The organism is Vibrio bathopelagicus, assembly GCF_014879975.1.
GTDB classification, from domain to species: Bacteria; Pseudomonadota; Gammaproteobacteria; order Enterobacterales; family Vibrionaceae; genus Vibrio; species Vibrio bathopelagicus.
In genome coordinates this window covers 1382414-1401980 of record NZ_CP062500.1, presented here as the reverse complement: position 1 = coordinate 1401980, position 19567 = coordinate 1382414, and the positions used below count along the sequence as shown (strand labels likewise).

The window sequence follows — 19567 nt, the reverse complement described above, 5'->3', positions numbered from 1 at the left end:
CCAATTTTACGCAAACGTTTCCCTGGTATAAATCTGAACAACCCCACCTTTCGCATAACAAAAACTAATGCCTAGCATGAGCATAAATCACCTGTAGCACGCCAATTTCGTGATCAAAAATCCGTTTTTCGCATATCATGTGACACGCCGTTTCATTACATGATTTAGATCTATTTTTTGTAGAAGAAAATTCTGCAGAATTAGCCCCAACTTATTTCCTGTTCCCAAAAAATGAGTAATTTAACATGAACACAACAACTTCTTCGGCAAATGCCGTTAAAGATTCAAGCAAGTTTAACTATAAAGATTTTACCTGGTGTTTATCACTATTCGGTACAGCAGTTGGTGCTGGCGTACTATTTCTTCCAATCAAAGCTGGTGCGGGTGGTTTTTGGCCACTAGTTATCCTAGCTCTAATCGCGGCGCCAATGACTTGGTTCGCACACAAATCTCTAGCTCGTTTCGTATTGTCTTCTAAGAACCCTGAAGCAGATATTACAGATACAGTTGAAGAACACTTCGGTAAGACCGGCGCAAACCTTATTACTTTTGCTTACTTTTTCGCTATCTACCCAATCGTTCTTATCTACGGCGTTGGTATCACCAACACGGTTGATTCTTTCCTAGTAAACCAAATGGGCATGGAATCTATTCCTCGTCCTCTTCTTTCTGGTGCACTTATCCTTGCTATGACAGCAGGTGTTGTATTCGGTAAAGAGCTGATGCTTAAAGCAACTTCAGCAATGGTTTACCCACTAGTATTCATCCTACTAGCATTGTCTTTCTACCTAGTTCCTGATTGGAACACTTCAATGATGGAAACAAGCCCAGAATGGTCAGCAATGCCTTCTATTATCTGGCTTGCGATTCCAATCATCGTGTTCTCTTTCAACCACAGCCCAATCATTTCACAGTTCTCTAAAGAGCAACGTCGTGTATACGGTGATGACGCAGTTAAGAAAACTGACGCGATCACTGGTGGCGCAGCAATGATGCTGATGGGTTTTGTAATGTTCTTCGTATTCTCTGTAGTGCTTTCTCTATCTCCAGAGCAACTAGCAACAGCACAAGCGCAAAACATCTCTGTACTTTCTTACCTAGCTAACGTTCACGAGTCTCCACTTATCTCTTACATGGGTCCTCTAGTAGCGTTCGCAGCAATCACTTCTAGCTACTTCGGTCACTTCCTAGGTGCTCATGAAGGTCTTGTTGGTCTAATCAAGTCTCGCTCTGGTTCTTCAATCAGCACAATTGAGAAAGCATCTCTAGCGTTCATCGTTGTTACAACTTGGATTGTTGCGGTAGTTAACCCAAGCATCCTAGGTATGATTGAAACAATGGGTGCTCCAATGATTGCAGCTATCCTGTTCCTAATGCCTGTATTCGCGATGCAAAAAGTACCAGCAATGGCTAAGTACAAAACATCAGCACCTGTGCAAATCTTTACAGCTTTATGTGGTCTAGCGGCTATTAGTTCTGTAATCTACGGCGCTCTTTAATCTAAAGCACTTTTTATAAGATGAGCTTCATCTTATATCGCGAGATTAAACACAAAATATAATGATAATAAATGAGCCTCCCTACTCCCCTTGGGAGGCTCTCTTTTTGAGGTAATCGCTATGATTAGTGTATTTGATATCTATAAAATCGGTGTTGGTCCATCGAGCTCACACACAGTTGGACCAATGAAAGCGGGTAAAGAATTTATTGATGACCTACGTTCAATGGGAAAATTGCGCGACATCACTAAAATCACCGTGGACGTATATGGATCACTATCACTGACAGGGAAAGGTCACCACACTGATATCGCTATCATCATGGGTCTTGCTGGCAATACTCCTGAGAAAGTAGATATCGACTCTATCGCGGGCTTTATTGCTCGAGTAGAAGAAACTGAACGTCTACCTGTTGGTATGCACTGTCATACTGTTTCGTTCCCTAAAGATGGCGGAATGAACTTCCATACTTCGAACCTTTCATTACATGAAAATGGCATGAGCATTCATGCTTGGGTTGATGACGAAGTCGCTTACTCAAAAACGTACTACTCAATTGGTGGCGGTTTCATCGTTGACGAAGAGAGCTTCGGCAAAGAAGAAGAAAACCCAATTAAAGCACCTTACGAATTCACAACAGCTGAAGAGCTGGTTAATCAGTGTAAAGAAAGCGGTCTTTCTATCAGTACACTGGTTATGAAAAACCAAGCAGCGTTCCACTCAGACGAAGAGTCTCGTACTTACTTCGCCAACATCTGGAGAACGATGCGTGAGTGTATGGATCGCGGTATGAATACTGAAGGTATCCTACCGGGTCCACTGCGCGTACCTCGTCGTGCAGCGGCACTTCGCCAACAACTGATCACTTCAGAAAAAACAACTAATGACCCAATGACGGTTGTTGACTGGGTGAACATGTTTGCTTTCGCAGTAAACGAAGAAAACGCAGCTGGCGGTCGTGTAGTAACGGCACCAACAAACGGCGCGTGTGGCATCATCCCTGCGGTATTGGCTTACTACGATAAGTTCATCCAAACAGTAACAGAGAAAGACTATATCCGTTACTTCGCAGCTTCTGGCGCGATCGGTGGCCTTTACAAGCGTAACGCTTCTATCTCTGGTGCTGAAGTTGGTTGTCAGGGTGAAGTTGGCGTGGCATGTTCAATGGCTGCTGCTGGTCTTGCTGAGCTTATGGGTGGTAGCCCTGAGCAAGTATGTATGGCTGCAGAAATCGGCATGGAGCATAACCTAGGTCTAACGTGTGACCCAGTTGCTGGCCAAGTACAAGTACCATGTATCGAGCGTAACGGTATTGCTGCAGTGAAAGCAATCAACTCGACTCGTATGGCACTTCGTCGCTCTTCTGCTCCTACTGTTTCTCTAGATAAAGTTATCGAAACAATGCTAGAAACAGGTAAAGACATGAACGCTAAATACCGTGAGACTTCTCAAGGTGGTTTGGCTGTTAAGGTTGTTTGTTAATAGTCTTTGAATCGATCTGCTTTTAATGAGCAGATAATAAAAAGGAACGCCAATGCGTTCCTTTTTTTGTATCTAAAGCTTTTGGAGCTCAAGCTTGGTGACTGATTTATTCAACCGACCAAATTGGTTTGTTAAATCACTTGTGAGATAAGCAAGAAGCAACCAAATAACAGTGAGAAAAGCATCATTGGTCGGCCACCTTCAGCGCTGTATCTGTCTTCCGCTACTTTCATAAAGCGTTGCTTATGAACCATAACCAGAGGAACAAACACAGCCAAGAACACTAAGATGATGCCTGCATAGTTCAACACTTGTAAGAACTTGTCTGCAGCAAGCAGTGAACCCGCCAGCGGCAAGATGAAGCTAATGCAGTAAGTAACCGCAGTGTTTTGGTTGAACATGTCTCTATTCTGGTTGAACAGCGCCATCGCCACACCAAAGAAAGAAGTCAACAAAGCCAAGCCAGTGAAGGTAGAAAGAACATTACCTACCCAAGGAGACTGTGCCTCAAACGCCGCCATCAAATCAGAGACATTTTTGAAACTTCTGAATTGCTCCTCACTCAGGTTACCGACTACCGCAAACAACCAACACAGGTAGCACACTAGTGGGATCAGAGAACCAACAATCACCATATTACGCAGCTGTTTGTCTGTCGCTTCGTGGTTGTAAGAAACCAAGGTTGGAATCACAACCATAAAGCCAAAACTGGTAAACAGGATTGCACTGGTCTTGATTAGATCAACGTGATCATGGCTGGTCACCTGCAACAGGTTATCTTGAGTCATATTTGGCGCTAAGAAGGCCATAGTGACAAACAAGCTGACTAGCATCACAAAGAACAGCGCTCGGTTGAGCTTATCAATCACACCAGTACCACTTGCGACCACAGCACCAGCAAGTAAGGTAAACACAATTTGGCTCGTGGTAGCGGTGATCTCAACACCAAAGTTAGACAGTAACTTGCTCAGCAAATCACCCGCGCCCAGAATGTAAGCCATTAATAGGCAAATCAATAACGCATAAAGTAGGCCGTTAGTAATCAACTGCCCTTGTTTGCCCAGAGTTTTTCGAGCAATAGAGTTCAACCCTAGACCGCCACCGGCTTTGATGGTCGCTTCTAGAAGTAATAGTGCTGCGTAAGTGGTACCGAAACAGATCAGAACCATCAGCAGTGTACCGTAAAGCAATCCGAATTGAGCTAATACCATTGGGATCGCAAGCATACCAGCACCGAGAGCGGTACCAGCGATAATTAGGGAGCTACCCATCATTTTAATATTCATTATTTTTAACTTATTTGTTTAGTTTTTATAGGTGTGAGTCTTCGTACATCAAGCGGATGACAAAGGAGTTCAGATAGAAATAAAGTTATAAAACGAATAACAATAGGAGCGATAAGCAGTAAAGAAGCGTGCAGAGACGTTGTCGAACAGGGCGTTCAAAGGGGAGCTTGTCTTAAAAGAGGTAAAACGAGAAGCGTGAGTCAGCGTTAACTGATGTGGTGAACCTTCCGTAGGTTCAATAATCGGCGATGTAATCTTGAATTTCATGTATGTGTCCAATAATTGAGTCACATTCCATAGTATTTGAAGCAGCGTATCCGTTGCTGCCCTACCTCTATCATAGAGGTCTTTTTATCTTATCGAATGAGCCTCGAAACACAACGCTATAACCACAATTTCTGCTATTAAATTGAACAAAACAGCCATTTGATTATAAATCAACCACCAAGCTACATAAAACAATAATCATTACTGATAAAAATCGGAGCCATAAATATACCTACCCCATTAACAACAACGCTTGTACGCAGCATAACCAAAATCATAAATCAGGCACAAAAAAGGCGCTCTTGCTCAAAAATTCTGCATTTTCCTCTTAGCAATATAACAGAAGTAGACACGAGCACATTTGAACCTCAAATGCGGAATCAATTACAACACAAACTCGCTACATCACAGAAACATAACCACAACCGGAGTGTGGTCACACAATTCACTATACCCCATAGGTAGTAGGGATTCTTACACGTACAGTATGCGCGTCATTATAATTAATAAAAACAACCTTATGCGCTCAACAATCACTTTTAAAATCCTAGTGGCTCTCGCCATCGTGTTCACGTTTCTGCTCGTCATATCGACGTATTTTCAATACACACAGCAAAAACAACTGGTTAACTCAGTATTGAGTGAACAACTTCACGACAAAGCCAGTAACTACTTCGATAGCCTCAATATGATGATGCTGACTGGCACCATGGCACAGAAAGAGACCCTTCGTCAGAAAGCACTAGCTCAAGAAGGGATTGAAAACGTGCGAGTGCTACGTGCCGATGCTGTCAGCAAGTTATATGGACCAGGTAATGACAACCAAACACCGGTTGACGATATTGATAAACGAGCACTAGCGGGTGAAACCATTATTGAACCTTTCTCTGCCGAATGGGGTAAAGGCTTGGTTATCGCCCTACCGATGAAGTCGAGTGAAAACTACCGTGGAACCAATTGTGTCGCTTGTCATATGGCACCTGAAGGTGAAGTACTGGGAGCAATACGTCTTGAATACAATCTAAACCATGTCAATTCCTTGATTGACACTCAAACCATGGCGGCTATTGGTATCATGGCAGTGATTTCATTCGTTGGTTTTGTACTGACGATGGGCTTAATTCGTAAAATTATTGTTCACCCTCTTCAACAGACTTCAAACTTCATGACACAAGTCAGCGAGAATAAAAACCTAACCACTCGATTACCTGAGAAAAGTAACGATGAAATTGGCACCTTAGCGAGCTCGATTAACTCCTTCATGGGGACGGTCTCAGACAGCTTAGTCAAGGTTCAAGACACCTCACATAAGCTCAATGCTTCTGCCAATCAATTAACCAGCGTTGCTCAAATCACTGAAAAAGCCGCCAGCGATCAACAAAGCGAAACCGCTGAAGTACAACACAATGTGAAAGGGATACAAGCGCAACAAGTGAATGTAGAGCAAGCAACGTTAACAGCATCCGAGTTGATCAATCATACTGCTGATGTCGCGTGTAAAAGTGCCAATCAAGCACACGGTGCGAGCAGCGAAATCAAAAATTTGGTTAGCAGTATTGAAGAAGTAAAACACAAGGTACTCACGCTCAATGAACAAACGGGCGAAGTGTCTTCTATCTTAAGTGTGATTCGAGGCATCGCCGATCAAACCAACCTTCTTGCTTTAAATGCCGCCATTGAAGCCGCTCGAGCAGGAGAACAAGGTCGAGGTTTTGCTGTCGTTGCCGATGAAGTTCGTCACCTCGCTTCACGAACGGCTGAAGCCACCGGCAACATTGAATCGATTATTCACCAATTCCAACAAGGCAGTGAGGAGTCTCTAACCTCTGCCGACCGTGTTTGTGCGCAAGCTCACCAAAGTTCAACGGATGTTGATGCTCTATCTCACGACATGAACGGAGTGGTCGAAGAGATGAAGCAAGTGCTGGCACATGCTCAAAATATCCAACAGCAAACACAGTCCACCACGATCGCAACCAAAGATGTTCAACACAAAGTCGAAACCATTACTTCTCATGCCAATAATACTTCGCAATCAGCCGGAGAAACGCGCGGGATCAGTCATGATTTAGAAGAGCTGTCTGATCATCTCGAGTCGCTGATTAATCAGTTCACGCTCTCCAACTCTGAAAACCGTAAGAATTAGTCTTCAACTGAGAGAGCAAAGGGGCAACTCTTCTCTGAAATGTAGAAAATAGAGTAAAAAATCAGCCCTTATTGGTTTTTATCCTCGATAGACAAAATATTTCTTTCGCCGAGCAAGAATAAAGGTTGAAGCTGTCTGTATGACAGGTAATATGTTCAATCGATTTAAAAAGTTTATACAACTCAATGTTTCGGCTAATTATTGTTCAAATAACGGTTTATTTGCTGCAATGCTAGAGACTTTGAGTTGAATTTGTCCCTCAATGGAGAATGAAATCAACATGACTTACGCGCCTGTAACAGACGTACTTGGCGGCAAGCTAGCGGTAGACAGTGAAGTAACTGTTCGCGGCTGGATCCGTTCACGTCGTGATTCCAAAGCTGGAATCTCTTTCCTTGCCATTTATGACGGCTCTTGTTTCGACCCGATTCAGGCCGTGGTTCCTAATAATCTTAATAATTACGAAGACGAAGTATTAAAGCTAACAACTGGCTGCTCTGTTGAAGTAACAGGTAAGATTGTTGAGTCTCCTGCGAAAGGTCAAGACTTCGAACTAGCAGCAACTGACGTTAAAGTTGTAGGCTGGGTTGAAGACGCTGACACTTACCCAATGGCTAAGACACGTCACTCTATCGAGTACCTTCGTGAAGTTGCTCACCTACGCCCACGTACAAACGTGATCGGCGCAGTAGCACGTGTACGTAACTGTCTATCTCAAGCGATTCACCGTTTCTACCACGAGCAAGGTTTCTTCTGGACTTCAGCTCCGCTTATCACTGCATCTGATGCAGAAGGCGCTGGTGAAATGTTCCGCGTATCTACGCTAGACATGGAAAACCTACCTCGCACTGACGAAGGCAAAGTTGACTTCAACGAAGACTTCTTCGGTAAAGAGACTTTCCTAACAGTATCTGGCCAACTGAATGCTGAAGCTTACGCTTGTGCACTAAGCAAGGTTTACACGTTCGGTCCTACGTTCCGTGCTGAAAACTCAAACACAAGCCGCCACCTAGCTGAGTTCTGGATGGTTGAGCCTGAAGTTGCGTTTGCAGATCTTGACGATGTAGCAAAACTGGCTGAAGACATGCTTAAGTACGTTTTCGCTGCTGTTCTTGAAGAACGCCGCGATGACCTTGAGTTCTTCGCTTCTCGCATCGACAAAGAAGCAATCACCCGTCTAGAGCAATTCGTAGACGCTGATTTCGCACAAGTTGACTACACTGACGCAATCCAAATCCTACTAGACTCTGGTAAGAAATTTGAATTCGACGTTGAGTGGGGCATCGACATGTCTTCTGAGCATGAGCGTTACCTAGCTGAAGAGCACTTTAAAGCTCCTGTTATCGTTAAGAACTACCCGAAAGACATCAAAGCTTTCTACATGCGCTTAAACGACGACGGCAAAACAGTTGCAGCTATGGACGTACTTGCACCAGGCATCGGTGAAATCATCGGTGGTGCACAACGTGAAGAGCGTCTAGATATTCTAGACGAGCGCATGATTGGTATGGGTATCGACCCTGAGCACATGAGCTGGTACCGCGACCTACGTAAATACGGCACAGTGCCTCACGCTGGCTTCGGTCTTGGCTTTGAGCGTCTAGTGTCTTACGTAACAGGTATGGGCAACGTTCGTGACGTTATCCCGTTCCCACGAACTCCACGCTCTGCGAACTTCTAATATCGGCTTTCTTCTTTTGTAGAAGACAGTACAGATAAATAAAAACCTCCGTTTATACGGAGGTTTTTTTATATTCGGAATAAAATCAGACAACTGATATTTCTGCGTACCACCCGCTGAAACTAATGATTCAAAGGCTAATCGACATCTTGACCGATAGCGTATTTTATCGCGAGACCGCAGATTGCCATCATAACGAATGGGATTGCGGCAGTGGTGTATTCTGCCCAAGCCATATCAGCGAATGCTTTTGCCAGCAATACGTGACCGAGAATAAGCAGAAGAGCACATACAATAGCAACGATGATCAGCTTAACTTCGTTTCCCATACTCATTTTCAACATAACGGTATCTCCAATATTTAATCTACCGTTATTGAAGCACAACTCTTTGCTTTATAAGGCGTACAGTTATACGACAAACAACCCGTACAGTTGCAATCATTGCCTTTTTTATGAGTGACTTAAGGTTTTGTGGCGACTTAGCCATTTGCTCGCTTTGAACTAAAACGCTTAAAAAACCAGACTGCTAAGAAATACGTTTATTACGAGTGAGTCAGTTTATGCGCGAGCTTGCCAAGTAGGATCAGAGCTTGCTCTTTCTCACCTGTCAGTTCGTAAGAGAAATTCAATCGAATTGCATTGCTTACTTTGCCCTGCTCACTAAACAGATCGCCCGATGCGACGCTAATACCTTGTGCAATCGCCAATTGATGGAATTGTTGGCTGTCAAAATTCGCAGAGAAGCGAACCCAAATGAAATAACCACCAGCAGGTTCTTCAATCTCGATAGATTGGGGGAAGTATTGTCTAATCGCGCTAATAAATCGCTCTTTTCTGACCAAGAGATTTTTACGCAGTTTACGAAGGTGATTGTCGTAACTTTCATGAGTGAGAAAATGTGCAACACCAAGCTGTACAGGCGCACTACTCGATAAGGTAGAAAGCAGCTGAAGCTTTTGAATCGCATCATTGAAACGTGTGTTCACTACCCACCCTACTCGATAACCGGGACACAAGCTTTTTGAATACGACCCACAAAGCAAAACAGAGTCGGTTTTATCAAAGGCCTTCAATGGCTTGGGTTTATGCCCTTCATAATAAAGGTCACCATACACGTCATCTTCAATTATGTAGGTCTTGTTTTGTTCAGCAATCTCTACAACGCGGCGCTTTGTTTCTTCAGATAGGCTCGTTCCTGTTGGATTTTGAAAGGTCGTCATCAACCAGCACGCTTTCACGTTTTGGTTTTTTAGTGCACTTTCAAACTGTTCTATATTCAGCCCATTAACTGGACAAACATCGACTTCAATAGGGTTAAGCCCTAACCTCTCGACGGCCTGTAAAGCACCATAAAAAGCTGGGGATTCAATCACAACATTGTCACCCGACTTGGTGACCGTTTGTAAGCTCAAGTTAAGCGCTTCCATCGCGCCAGAAGTAATCACGATGTCTTGGTGATTAACTGTGATCCCTTGCTGCAGATAACGCTGTGCAATTTGTCTTCTTAGAGACTCACTGCCCGGTGGGAGATTATTGATTACACTGGCACCGGTCATTTTCCTTCCGGCACTGGCAAGGTTTCGAGTTAATGTCGGTAACGGGAAAAGATCGGGATCTGGGAATGCGGAGCCAAAAGGAATGACACCTTCTGCAGAGCTCGATTTCAAAAAATCAAACAGGCGATCATTAATCGCTTTCTTTTGATGCATTGGTGTTGAATCAAGATCAACACCATCTACTCGCGGCGCAACAAAATAGCCAGACTGAGGCTTAGCTATGATCCACCCTTCGCTTTCAAGCAACTGGTAGGCTTGTAAGACAGTACTATTGCTGACGTTGTAATTACGACAACTCATGCGCACAGAAGGGATCTTCTCCCCGGATCGCCAAGTGTTGTTAGCAATCTGAGTTCGAATATCCTTTGCAAGCTCTTCATAACGCGCCATCTAATTGTACTACCTAGATAAATTTATAAGCCGGAGATTTTATCACTAACGTTATCAACTATTGCTGCTATCCATATGATTGCAGCTAATTTCTATAATAGTGTGAATTGGTTCACAGTTAACTTTGTAAGCTTTGCTAAGTTTGTATCCAAGGCAGGAGCTAAGTTGGCTTTCTGCTTCAATAATTTGATGTAACCCAAAAACATGCGAGATAATAATGACAAGAATAAAAGCAGACCAATTAAGTTATAGAGGAGAGTCAAACGGTGTTCATAGTTGGACAACACCGAGTGGCCAACCATATTACTGGCACCCAGATTGGCTTCATATCGCTGAAGATGCGACAGGTTCACATCCAAAGCAGAAAATCGACGTAGAGCAAGATCAGGCACCAACAGAGAAACACGCGGTGTCTGCAATTCTTAAGCACTTAAACCAGTGGGCAACTGACAAACTGGCGTCTCATCCTGATATTGAAACCAGTTCTATTGAAGCTGAAATCAATCTTAAAAAATAACTTGGTTTAATTCGCTCAAGTGTACCGACTTAATAGCCTCTAATTTCAACGGAGGCTATTCAAGTATCTTCATAAAAATGCTGCAATAATCCCCACCTAGCTAACAAATCACTAACACAAACCAGTTTCTTGTATCAATCCACGAAAGCTACCGATAGAATTTCCGGTCATATTCACACCAGCTATATTAAACACACGTGCGTCTGAGTCTGTGAATCAATATTTGACTCATGTAAACCTAAGAACAGTTTTGCAAAACTAAGAATACTGAGAACAAAGGCTTATCGATGGATAATTCAAACTACAATCAATCGCTAACGACTAAGTTATACGTCATCGCAGGCGTGCTGTTTGGCACCTACGGCAGCCGAGTATGTCCTATGCTCGAAAGCCTAACCACGTTAGAGATTTTCACGCACGTTAGTATCGTCTTCGTCTTATTATGGCTCGTTCGTCATTACCTATTAGCGCAGCACACTTTAGTCAAACAAGGTCGGTTAGCACAACTCGATACCCTATTGTTTTTTACTGCAAGTGTCCCTTTCGCGCTCTATTACAACCTAAGCTATGAATTCACCATAGATAGTAATTTGAAAGTGCTGTTCGGCATGAGCTTATTTGGTTTCTTTACTGGAACCATTCTTCAGCTAAACGCCAAACTTAACCAAATGGATAAAATGGAGTCGACTGGCAAGTTTGATTTTCATCTAATTGGTGAGAGAAGTTCACTGGTCAAGCAGATGATAGGCTTGGTCATAGTTCTTCTAGTCACACTAACGACGATGTTGACGATGATTGCCGTCAAAGACATCTTTTGGCTAGAGCACAACCCTGACCGTTTGTTAGACGGCACCGGCAAGATCAGTGTGATCAAAGAATTCATTTATTTAGCGGTGGTACTTGGTGGCTACGCAATCATCATCATGGCACTTTGGAGCAAGCTGATTAAACGCATTCTCCTTAGCCAAGAGCACGCATTGAGCAAGGTCACCAATGGCGAACAAGGCGTTCGTTTACCTATTTTCGGCTACAACGAGCTTGGCTCAATGGCATCAATGACCAACACCATGCTTGATAGCCTTGAAACGGCACAAAACGAAATCAAAACCACGCGCGACGTTGCTATTGTAAGCTTATCTGCATTGGCTGAATCTCGAGACAATGAAACTGGCGCACATATCCTAAGAACTCAAGAGTACGTTAAGGTTCTCGCGCAAGAACTCAGTAAATCGGAAGCTCACGCGACCTTGTTAACACCCAACTATATCGAGCTGCTTTATAAGTCTGCCCCACTGCATGATGTAGGCAAGGTGGGTATACCTGACAGTGTGCTGCTGAAGCCGGGTAAGCTGACTGACGAAGAGTTTGAGATAATGAAAGGTCACCCTGCTATTGGCGCCGAAGCGTTATCTATTGCAGAGAAACAATTAGGAAGCAGCTCTTTCTTAAGAGTCGCGAAAGAGATTTCTCTCACTCACCACGAGAAATGGAACGGCAGCGGTTATCCAAACCAACTGTCTGGTGAAGAAATTCCGTTATCGGGTCGTTTAATGGCATTAGCCGATGTTTATGATGCGCTCATCTCGAAGCGAGTCTACAAGCCAGCCTTTACTCATGAGCAAGCTAAACAGATTATCTTAGATGGCAATGGGACGCATTTTGACCCACAAATTATCGACGCTTTTCTGGCTGTTGAGCAAGCGTTTGTTTCGATTGCCGCGACCTACAAAGATGGCAAAAATATCGCGAGTGAACTTGAACGCGAAAGCCTTGTTGCTCAACCAGCGTAATCTATTCAAAAACCACTAACTTCTTGCACCCTATAGGTTAATCCGTAGGGTGTTTTGTTATCAAATACCCTCTTTAGTCAATAAATCTGATTGAAATGGATTTTTTTTAGCCTTTCTGTTCACTTCGTATTGTCTTAAAAATTCCATACAGGTATAACTACCCTTAGATACTATCCCCTCTCAATTGACATGGATGAAGATTATGTTTGAAAAAGTGTTAGCTGCTCCCGCCGATCCTATCCTCGGCCTTACTGAAGAGTTTAAAAAAGACTCTCGTGCAGAGAAAATCAACCTTGGTGTTGGCATCTACAAAAATGAAGATGGTCAAACGCCTGTACTTAAAACAGTAAAGAAAGCAGAAGCTGCACTTCTTGAAAACGAAAAAACCAAATCTTACCTAACGATTGAAGGTACAGCTGAATACGGTCTAGCGGTTCAGAAACTTCTTTTCGGTTCAGACGCAGAGATCGTAACATCTCAACGCGCTAAAACAGCACAAGCTCCAGGTGGTACAGGTGCACTTCGCGTAGCGGGTGAATTCATCAAGCGCCAACTGGGCGACGTAAAAATCTGGATCAGTAACCCAACTTGGGCAAACCACAACGGCGTTTTCGCTGCTGCAGGTATCGAGACGGCTCAATACAGCTACTACAACGCTGAAACAAAAGACAAAGACTTCGCAGGCATGGTTGCTGACCTAGAGAAAGCTTCTGAAGGTGATATCGTTCTTCTTCACGGCTGCTGTCATAACCCAACAGGAATCGACCCAACAACTGAAGAGTGGGAAGTTCTGGCTAAGCTCGTTGCTGAGAAGAAACTGCTTCCTCTATTCGATTTTGCTTACCAAGGTTTTGCAAAAGGTGTTGAAGAAGATGCAGCTGGCCTACGTATTTTTGCTCAATACAACAAAGAAATCCTAGTGGCGAGCTCGTTCTCTAAGAACTTTGGCTTGTACAACGAACGTGTTGGTGCATTCACATTGGTTGCTGAATCTGCAGACGTAGCAACAACAGCATTCTCTCAAGTTAAGAGCATCATTCGCTCTATCTACTCTAACCCACCAGCGCACGGCAGTGCTGTCGTTACTCACATCCTTGGTGATGCTGATCTACGAGCTGAATGGGAAGCAGAAGTAGCAGAAATGCGCGACCGTATCCAAGAGATGCGCGAGCTGTTTGTTACGACACTGAAATCTGAAGGTGTAGACGCAGACTTCACATTCATCGAGCGCCAAAACGGCATGTTCTCGTTCTCTGGTCTAAGCAAGGAACAAGTAACTCGCCTGAAAGATGAATTCGCTATCTACATTGTCGGCTCTGGCCGTATCAGTGTTGCTGGTATGACTAAGTCAAACATGGGTCCTCTATGTAAAGGTCTAGCTGCGGTTCTTTAATCGTAAAGTGAAGCCTATATTCGTAGACATATAGATATGCAAAAGCCAGCGACTAAGCTGGCTTTTTTGTGTCTGTCTTCTTTATTTATGAGCGGTTAAGAAACGTAGTCTTTACGTTACTAGTTAGTACTCTAGGAAGAACTCTACACCTAACTCATTCGTCCTCTCACTTCCACCTTTACTTCCCTCACCATCTCGGTGCTGGTAAGAGCCGCCAATCGCAAACTTATTGGTCACGAGATAGCGCAAACCTAAATGGTAAATCTCTTCGTCGAACAAATCACTGCGGTTCACTTGCACGCTGCCATTGGCAATCCAACGTTTCGCAAAGCCATAGTTAAGCTCGGCTTTTACCCCTTGGATGAACTCGGTGTCTGAAGATTCAGTTCGGTTGGTGTCATTATCTTCAACCTTGCCTTTAGTGATACCAAGCAGGTAGTAAGCCACTATATCTAAATCATTCTTAATGCTGTAACGGTAACCAACACCTGGCATAAGCGTGTCAATTCGAGTTGTGGTGTCATCAGGGTGAATGAAGCGTGCGCTGTAGTCTCCCAGCAACAACCAATCATCCGTCATCGCGTAACTGACGCCTAACCCATACGACGAGGCATTGTTATTACTGCCTACATCTTCATTTAAACTGCCCGAATGCGCGGTCGCATATATATGGTCGTAATCTAAAATATCCACACTGTGAGTGTCTGCCCACAAACTTGGAGAAAACATAAAAACTGCAGATACAAAACTAAGCTTCCACTTCGACATTCCTATCATCCTTAAACTGTCACTCCATTAATTGAAAGGTTAGTCTATCCATAAGACTTTAAAAAGGTTTTAGCTCACAGATTGATTTGTGACGGCAAAATATTATCAAATGTTGTACCATGAAATCATACAAACTAATGGATGTTCATTATGGATGCTGAGTTATTAGAGATTCAAAACTTTCTGGCACAATACCCCCCTTTCACAGAACTCCCTGAGGAGATGTTGGCGAAAGTGACCAGTAGCGTGGAAATTTCTTATTACCGCCAAGACACACCTATCATTCACTTTGGTGACCAGATTAATGATCTTTACATAGTTCGAAGCGGCGAAGTGGAAGTCTATCGCCGTAAAGGGGAGCTCTATAACCGCCTCGATGAAGGCCATTTGTTCGGCCAAATGGGGTTACTCACCAACAACAAAGTTCGCTTCCCTGTTAAGGCAACAGAAGACACCCTACTCTACTGTATCCCTGAGCCTATTTTCCAAGAACTTTATGACAACTATGATTCCTTCGCCGACTTTGTCGAAGTAGAAGATAATGCGCGACTGCGTCAGGCTAACTTAGATAGTAACGACGCCAACGATTTAACGACATCCAAGGTTAAAACACTGCTCACCAGTGAAGCACCGATGATCGAGAAAACGCGCACTATTCAGCAAGCTGCCACCATGATGGCCGAAGATAACGTCTCTTCCCTACTGATTATCGACCCAGATATCGTCGAAGACGAAGAGGATGATTCGACACCCGTTATCGGTATTATCACCGACCGTGATTTATGTACACGTGTACTTGCTGAAGGTCTAGACCCATCAGATGAAGTATCCAGTGTGATGACGCCAGAGGTTATCTCGCTCGACCATAATGCTTATGTATACGAAGCTATGATGACCATGCTTCGCTACAACGTGCATCACCTACCAGTGCTAAAAGATAAGAAGCCTATTGGTATTATCGAAGCGACCGATATCGTACGTTACGAATCTCAAAACTCGCTATTGTTGGTAAGTAGTATCTTCCAACAACAAAGTATCGAAGACCTGAAAGTACTTTCCGAACAAGTAAAAGATAGCTTTGTACGCTTGGTTAATGAAGATGCCAATGCCCACATGGTTGGCACCGCGATGTCAGTAATAGGCCGCAGCTTTAAACAACGTATTATCGAGCTAGGTGAAGAGAAATTGGGTAAAGCACCGATTCCTTATTGTTTCCTTGCACTCGGCTCTATGGGACGCGACGAGCAGTTACTGGTCACAGACCAAGATAACGCCATCATTCTTGATGACACCTACGACGAGAAAAAGCACGGCAAATATTTTGAAGAGCTATCGACCTTCATCTGTGACGGTTTAGACCAGTGTGGCTATGTGTATTGTACGGGTGACATCATGGCGACTAACCCAACTTGGCGCATGACACGTCGACAATGGGAAGAATGCTTTGCCGATTGGATTGATGATCCAAACCCGAAAGCGCTACTGAATGCTTCCATCTTCTTTGATTTAGATGGCGTATATGGCCGCTTAAAATGGGCTGAGCAATTGAACAGCTTCATCGTAAGACGTGCACGTAAGAACAACCGTTTCTTGGCATGTCTTGCTCGTAATGCGCTCAACCGCACACCGCCTCTGGGTTTCTTCAAAGATTTCGTAATGGAGAAAGATGGCCGCCACAACAACTCGATCAACCTTAAACGTCGTGGCACCGCACCACTCGCAGACTTGATTCGTGTTCACTCGTTAGCTGTGGCTTCTCGTTCGAAAAACTCATTTGAACGTTTGGACGATATTATCGATGCAGGTATTTTGCCTAAAGGCAGAGCGCAGGATTTGAAAGACGCCATGGAGTTCATCTCCTTGGTTCGTATTCGTCACCAAGCGCACGATGTTGATAACAATATCGAGCCTGATAACAACATTGAACCAGAGAACTTATCTGACTTCGAACGACGCAATCTAAAGGACGCATTCCAAATTTTAAGTAATGCGCAAAACTTCCTTAAGTTCCGTTATCAAGCTAGCAATAAGTTTAAGTAGGGCCTATGAACAAACTATTCAGATCACCTGCGGTCGATTGGCCGTTTAAGTTTGCTCAGAAGCTCGAGCGCGCTCGCGACGACCGCTTAAAGCACTTTTATAGCCAGCCTCTTCCTGCGCCTGATACGCCACTTTCAGAAGTGACTTTCTTGGCTGTCGACTTTGAAACCACGGGGTTAAACCCAAACAAAGACGGCATCATTACTATTGGTTTAGTGCCATTTACGCTCAATCGCATCTACTTGCGACAAGCCAAACACTGGACGCTAAGACCAAAACAGAAGTTGGAAGAAGAGTCTGTCGTGATTCATGGCATCACTCACAATGACATCATTGATGCTCCAGATCTTAGCGAAGTGCTGGGCGAGATCTTAGAATCAATGGCAGGACATATTCCTGTGGTTCACTATCGTCGTATCGAACGTGACTTCTTAGATAATGCATTGAAGGTGCGACTCGGAGAAGGCATTGAGTTCCCAGTCCTCGATACGCTCGAGATCGAATCTCAAATCCAGAATAAACTGGCTGGCGGTTTGTGGAATAAGCTAAAAGGTAAAAAGCCAGCTTCAGTGAGATTGGGGCAGAGTCGTCGTCGATACCACTTACCCGACTACACACCGCACCACGCGCTAACCGATGCTATTGCGACCGCTGAATTACTCCAAGCACAGATCGCTCATCACTTTGACTCTGAGATGCCTTTGAAGAATTTCTGGCTCTAATTACTAATTAAGACTGACGTTAAATAGAACGTATAAACATAAAGCCCACTAACTTCCATTAGTGGGCTTTATTGCTTTTTGTCATCCAGGTTTATGCTGCTGTAGGACCAACTAACCGCATCTCCCAATCTTCGACTTCACCTGTTTCTAGACGACGTTCAACCAACTTGCCCCAAGATTCGACTAACGGAAGGTCAGCCATCTGACTTAGCTCTTCTCTATCAAGGCTGCCAGTAAATACCGAGCCCATGATACGAGCGAGCGACCAATCTGGGTAAGGTCTTTCACACAGAATGATCTCGTCGCCTGCGCCAATATCACCTTCTTCCAATACTCGGAAGTACCACCCAGTTCGAAGTGTGTCTTGTAGTCTTCTTGCCATATCGTTTTGATCGAATCGTACATTGAGCTTCCAACAAGGCATGCGCCCCTGTGAGACTTCCAATAAAGTTGATCCGATGCGAACCTTATCTTTCAAACAAATGGATTGTTCTGAAATACCGCTTGAGCTTAAGTTCTCGCCAAATGCGCCTGCAGATTGGAAGATGTCTTTGTCGCCCAACTCTTGCTGCCAAACCGGGTAGTGCTCACTTGGATAAATATGAAGGGCTTTCTGAATGCCACCATGAAAGCGAGGGTCGCCTTGTTCATCATTGGTAAAACCAAGCTCTGTGGCGTGCTGGCGCTCCGACAAAACCTGCTTATCAATGGCACTGTTTGAACCGTGCGCAAAAGTAACGGTTTTGCCAGCCAATACACTATTTACTACGCCTAACTTCTTCATATCTCTTCCTTCTTACCTAAAACTTATTGCTGTTTTATACCAGCTAAAGCCAACTTATTGCTCGCCCAGTGATTCAAATACCGGAATCGCCGCCAGTACTTCCATGCTGTGTTCTGTACTTTTTAAGTAGCGTGTTTCGCTGTTCGAAAGCAATACATTACGCTGATAGCCTTCTGTTTTCGGAAACTTAGCCAATACCGTTTCGAGCGATGTTTGGCACTTGTTTTGGTTAACGCCTTCAATATCGACCTTGAATAGTAGTTGGTTTTCTTTCGATATTTCAACTTGATATCGCATACGTGCACCCTCTCCACTTCATTCACTCTGCCGGGCATGATAGCCTAGTCCAGCCGCGTCAGAATAGGGACATAAAGACAGTTAACCATGCCAACCCGCCAAATAGATTCTCACTCCGGAATCATCACCTCAAATGAGATGATGGTCGCCCACCCTAATTCACCGGCATTGGTGAAGACCATCGATATGCCCAAGGGCTACGTCGATGCAATGCACCAACATACATGGCATCAAGTGATCTTCCCCATCAAAGGCCTGCTGCAAACGAAAACCGAGCACTACCAACATCTTGTGCCCCATACTTCTGCTTTGTTTGTTCCTGCGGGCATTCAGCATGAGTCCATCGCATTAAGCCATACGACGTTTGTCGGCATTTACCTTAATCCAGCCTTTGGTATTAAGTATGAGCCTCAAGTGCGAACCATTACCCTGACGCCATTTTTGAATGAGCTATTGCAGGAAATTCGCAGACAGTGCGAAGGATTAGTGAGTGATGAAGAGGTATCGCGATTACTCTCGGTATTGCACGATCAGATCATGAAAGACAACATTCAGACCTTTCAATTGTTATTACCCGAAGACAGACGCTTGAAGCTTGTGTTTGAAGCGCTGACGGAGAAGCCAGCGTTGGATTTGTCGCTAAAGGAATGGGGAGAGAAAGTCGGTGCATCAGAGCGAACCTTGTCACGACTATTCTCGAAAGAGTTCAATACGTCATTTCAGTTATGGCGACAACAAATCCGACTAATTTATTCGTTGTCTTTGCTCGATGAAGAGTTCTCAATCCAGAGCATTGCTGACCAAGTCGGTTATCAAAACGACTCGTCTTACATCAAAGCCTTCAAGGCGTCTTTTAATGTCACCCCGCAGCAGTTTCGCTTTAATAGTCAACGAAGGTAATTAAGCATTTATGTTGTGACAGTCAGTACAATATAAACAAAAAGAGG

Annotated in this window: 17 protein-coding genes; 10 read left to right on the top strand and 7 right to left on the bottom strand. The window is 44.0% G+C overall.

Going from position 1 to position 19567, the window contains the following annotated elements; all coding sequences use genetic code 11:
- Positions 1-245 precede the first annotated feature (245 nt).
- A complete protein-coding gene (locus tag IHV80_RS06280) occupies positions 246-1499 on the top strand; it encodes an aromatic amino acid transport family protein (protein WP_017109687.1) in 1254 nt (417 codons plus the stop codon).
- 120 nt (positions 1500-1619) lie between these two features.
- Positions 1620-2981, top strand: a complete 1362-nt coding sequence (locus tag IHV80_RS06275) for an L-serine ammonia-lyase (RefSeq protein WP_102307422.1) — start codon at positions 1620-1622, stop codon at positions 2979-2981.
- A gap of 131 nt (positions 2982-3112) precedes the next feature.
- On the opposite strand, the gene IHV80_RS06270 is transcribed toward IHV80_RS06275, so the two are convergent.
- Positions 3113-4255, bottom strand: coding sequence for an amino acid permease (locus IHV80_RS06270; protein WP_192890722.1), 1143 nt, complete (start codon positions 4253-4255; stop codon positions 3113-3115).
- An 81-nt stretch (positions 4256-4336) separates the two neighbouring features.
- Entirely contained in the window at positions 4337-4534 is a 198-nt protein-coding gene (locus IHV80_RS06265; RefSeq protein ID WP_143691566.1) for a hypothetical protein, read from the bottom strand.
- A 520-nt stretch (positions 4535-5054) separates the two neighbouring features.
- Between IHV80_RS06265 and IHV80_RS06260 the strand changes: the two genes are divergently transcribed.
- Both IHV80_RS06260 and asnS read left to right on the top strand, forming a co-directional pair.
- Positions 5055-6680, top strand: coding sequence for a methyl-accepting chemotaxis protein (locus tag IHV80_RS06260; RefSeq protein ID WP_192890448.1), 1626 nt, complete (start codon positions 5055-5057; stop codon positions 6678-6680).
- Between the two features lie 280 nt (positions 6681-6960).
- Positions 6961-8361 carry an asparagine--tRNA ligase gene (asnS, locus tag IHV80_RS06255; protein WP_004734710.1) on the top strand — a complete coding sequence of 467 codons (1401 nt, stop codon included), beginning with the start codon at positions 6961-6963 and terminating at the stop codon, positions 8359-8361.
- Between the two features lie 137 nt (positions 8362-8498).
- Here asnS and IHV80_RS06250 read toward each other — a convergent pair whose 3' ends face one another.
- Positions 8499-8705: a hypothetical protein gene (locus IHV80_RS06250; protein WP_192890447.1), complete on the bottom strand. Its 207-nt coding sequence runs from the start codon at positions 8703-8705 to the stop codon at positions 8499-8501.
- Positions 8706-8905: 200 nt separating this feature from the next.
- The gene (locus IHV80_RS06245) at positions 8906-10309 is read right to left on the bottom strand and encodes an aminotransferase-like domain-containing protein (RefSeq protein WP_192890446.1); all 1404 of its coding nucleotides are present in this window, start codon (positions 10307-10309) and stop codon (positions 8906-8908) included.
- Positions 10310-10526: 217 nt separating this feature from the next.
- Between IHV80_RS06245 and IHV80_RS06240 the strand changes: the two genes are divergently transcribed.
- The 3 genes from IHV80_RS06240 (at position 10527) to IHV80_RS06230 (ending at position 14009) form a co-directional block, all read left to right on the top strand.
- Complete coding sequence (locus IHV80_RS06240) at positions 10527-10826, top strand: hypothetical protein (RefSeq protein ID WP_192890445.1); 300 nt, start codon at positions 10527-10529, stop codon at positions 10824-10826.
- 287 nt (positions 10827-11113) lie between these two features.
- Positions 11114-12616, top strand: a complete 1503-nt coding sequence (locus tag IHV80_RS06235) for an HD-GYP domain-containing protein (protein ID WP_192890444.1) — start codon at positions 11114-11116, stop codon at positions 12614-12616.
- Positions 12617-12818: 202 nt separating this feature from the next.
- A complete protein-coding gene (locus IHV80_RS06230; protein ID WP_055318576.1) occupies positions 12819-14009 on the top strand; it encodes an amino acid aminotransferase in 1191 nt (396 codons plus the stop codon).
- A 123-nt stretch (positions 14010-14132) separates the two neighbouring features.
- On the opposite strand, the gene IHV80_RS06225 is transcribed toward IHV80_RS06230, so the two are convergent.
- On the bottom strand, positions 14133-14777 hold the full coding sequence (locus IHV80_RS06225; RefSeq protein ID WP_192890443.1) for an outer membrane beta-barrel protein: 645 nt from the start codon (positions 14775-14777) through the stop codon (positions 14133-14135).
- 150 nt (positions 14778-14927) lie between these two features.
- Between IHV80_RS06225 and IHV80_RS06220 the strand changes: the two genes are divergently transcribed.
- Together IHV80_RS06220 and IHV80_RS06215 are read left to right on the top strand one after the other, a co-directional pair.
- Positions 14928-16817: a DUF294 nucleotidyltransferase-like domain-containing protein gene (locus IHV80_RS06220; protein ID WP_192890442.1), complete on the top strand. Its 1890-nt coding sequence runs from the start codon at positions 14928-14930 to the stop codon at positions 16815-16817.
- Between the two features lie 5 nt (positions 16818-16822).
- On the top strand, positions 16823-17539 hold the full coding sequence (locus IHV80_RS06215; RefSeq protein WP_017108213.1) for a 3'-5' exonuclease: 717 nt from the start codon (positions 16823-16825) through the stop codon (positions 17537-17539).
- Positions 17540-17630: 91 nt separating this feature from the next.
- On the opposite strand, the gene IHV80_RS06210 is transcribed toward IHV80_RS06215, so the two are convergent.
- Together IHV80_RS06210 and IHV80_RS06205 are read right to left on the bottom strand one after the other, a co-directional pair.
- Positions 17631-18323: an MOSC domain-containing protein gene (locus IHV80_RS06210; RefSeq protein WP_192890441.1), complete on the bottom strand. Its 693-nt coding sequence runs from the start codon at positions 18321-18323 to the stop codon at positions 17631-17633.
- A gap of 54 nt (positions 18324-18377) precedes the next feature.
- Positions 18378-18620: a hypothetical protein gene (locus tag IHV80_RS06205; protein ID WP_192890440.1), complete on the bottom strand. Its 243-nt coding sequence runs from the start codon at positions 18618-18620 to the stop codon at positions 18378-18380.
- Positions 18621-18707: 87 nt separating this feature from the next.
- Here IHV80_RS06205 and IHV80_RS06200 point away from each other — a divergent pair, with 87 nt between their 5' ends.
- The gene (locus tag IHV80_RS06200) at positions 18708-19520 is read left to right on the top strand and encodes an AraC family transcriptional regulator (protein ID WP_192890439.1); all 813 of its coding nucleotides are present in this window, start codon (positions 18708-18710) and stop codon (positions 19518-19520) included.
- Positions 19521-19567 lie beyond the last annotated feature (47 nt).